At 31.0% G+C, this 2,421-nt stretch carries 3 protein-coding genes; all 3 read right to left on the minus strand.

All coding sequences use genetic code 11. The features are described from left to right. Positions 1-86: 86 nt before the first annotated feature. On the minus strand, positions 87-254 hold the full coding sequence (locus A9996_RS20025; protein WP_157487266.1) for a hypothetical protein: 168 nt from the start codon (positions 252-254) through the stop codon (positions 87-89). Between the two features lie 399 nt (positions 255-653). Then, the gene (locus tag A9996_RS19180) at positions 654-959 is read right to left on the minus strand and encodes a hypothetical protein (RefSeq protein WP_066439122.1); all 306 of its coding nucleotides are present in this window, start codon (positions 957-959) and stop codon (positions 654-656) included. A 1,007-nt stretch (positions 960-1,966) separates the two neighbouring features. Then, positions 1,967-2,350: a DUF1801 domain-containing protein gene (locus A9996_RS19190; RefSeq protein ID WP_066439128.1), complete on the minus strand. Its 384-nt coding sequence runs from the start codon at positions 2,348-2,350 to the stop codon at positions 1,967-1,969. Positions 2,351-2,421: the final 71 nt, after the last annotated feature.

A 2,421-nucleotide genomic window follows, 5' to 3' on the forward strand; every position in this document is an offset into this window, starting at 1 on the left:
GACCATTATCATTTTGTTCTTCACGATTTAATAAAGAGAGCTAAAATAGAACAGGATAATTTAGAAAACATCGAAATATTGGAAAATTAGTCCAAATAAACGACTGGTAATTCCTGATTTGAGTCCAATAATATATTAGATACAGTATAATCTTTATCTGCTATTGGATAATAATCTCCGACACGAATACTATCTCCGATAATATGGTTGTCAATTTCTTTATTTTCTTTCGTGATATAAAGTTTACATTTCATAGTTGTGTATTTAAAATTTAAGTTATTATTATGTCGGTTGAATCCAATTTATTAGAAGCAAAACAGATATTAAACTTATCCGATGATGAATTTAATGGTGTAAAGCTTGCTATTAAATATATGTGTGAAAAGCAAGGTGTTAACTATAATTCTCTGGTATCAGAAAATCTCCATTAAATTCATAAAGGTTTTCTTTTATATGTTTTAGGTTATCAACTTGTTCTTGGTTTAAATAAATATTTTTGGTAAACGTCAGAAACTTTAATTTTAGTAATTTTGTCAAGTCCGTTTACTTTAATAAATCGGTAAAGATTGGATTCTTTGTCAAAATTGTTTTTCATTTTATTTTAAATTTTAAGTTATGAGTGATAATTTAGATTTACGCAAGAGTGAGTTCGGTCATTTTAATCGCAAAGTGTCTTTATCCACCAAACTATCATTTATTTTATTAGACGCATTTCTTTCAGTGCTTTCGTTTTTAGTTGGTTGTTGGATTGTGCTGTATTTTTGAACACCAATAGTTATTAAAGACCCAATTCCACCAATAACTAAATATTTTAATACATCTACACTAATGTCTTTAGATTGTATCAACCATTCTTTTAACTGCCATTTTAATCTGAAATATTGTATTTTGTTTATATCTAAAAAAAATATTAACCAATTCTCCATCAACAGAGCTTTGTATGTAATATTTACATCCATTCTGTATTATTTCGGGTTTGTGAAACCTTTTTATTTCAGTTAAGATTGACCTTTCAGAATTATTTAGTTCAGGGTATGTATTTTTTATATCATTCAAATTTATTTCTTTTATTCTTGAATCTGATATTACCAAATCACAAGACATAAACTCGTTTTTTCCATAAAATACAAATCCTTTTATTTTCATATTGCCATCTTCTACCGTTATCTTGTTTAATTCTGACTAACGTCAAATTTACTATAATTTTCCTACACAAACATTTTACTCGTTATCTCAAGAAATTAACAGGTTTTTCTTGTGTGGGGAATGTTTGCCAACGCTCGGTGTATGAGCCGTTGCGTGTTAAAGTACGAGCCATAAAAATACAAAACTCCGCTTAAAGATTCCCATATATTTTCCAAATTAGCACGAACCCAGCAATGGCTTATACACCCTGTTGTGAGACGTTTTTTCCTGTTCGCAAGGTTTGTTTGCATGTTACATCCGTTGTATCCGCTTTTTGTTTTTAGATATCCGATTGAAAATTTACACTCAACTTCAGGTCGGTTTTTGGCATTTTTATTTCGGCGTACTGTTGCATTTATTGCCTTTAGGCATTTTTTTTCATTTTTTCGGTTCGCAATATTGTCGAGCGTTCGGTTGCTTTTTTGGGTTTTGGAATGCAGAACATCCGTCGCAATTTGCTTTTGGGTTCAGTTCGGTTTTTAAATTACGCATTTATATTTCGCCGGTGTTTTTCTTTATTTCAGTCCGGTTCGCGAGATACTCAAATCCAGTGGGATTTTTTGTGAAATGGCTCACAACGTTGATGTATATGAGCTGTGGCGTGTTTTAGCACGAACCTCTACAAATATAAACTAACTTTGGGAAATCCATAGATTTTCCAAATAGGCACAGACCAAGCCATAGCTTATATACGGTGTTGGCAACTGGCTTTTTCCGCGTATTTATTAATTTCTATCAGTTCTCAAATTTGGTCAATTATATTCAAAATTCGTATTTCATTTTAATTTATTGGTGGAACTCGATACGTTGTTGAATATTTTAAAAGTTTAATCAAATCCGGATTAGATAATTCCTTAACTGATTTTACTTTATAATGTCTAAATAATTTTCCCGTTCCTTCAAGTAAATTTTTCGGGTCAGGAAGTTCCGCACCATAGTTAAATCCTAAATTTACGTGGTTCGTTGCTGGCATTACCCAACAAAAATAGTTCAGTTTTTTTCTTTTGGTCCTGTTCCGAATCCTGTGTTTTTTTGTCCTTATCCAAACCACTTCGACAACTTCGGGAAGCACTTTATAAATCAGTTTTCTTGTTTGTCTTGCAATTTCTTTTATTCCGTCCGAAAAAGTTTGGATTGTTTGCTCAAATTCTTCGTTATTTTCCATTTTTAATAATTCTTAAAAATCAATCAGTTCTTGATATTCAGCTTGTTTCTCGGTTTTTTTTTAGCTTGTTG

Source organism: Gelidibacter algens, assembly GCF_001678675.1.
In the GTDB taxonomy this organism is placed as follows: domain Bacteria; phylum Bacteroidota; class Bacteroidia; order Flavobacteriales; family Flavobacteriaceae; genus Gelidibacter; species Gelidibacter algens.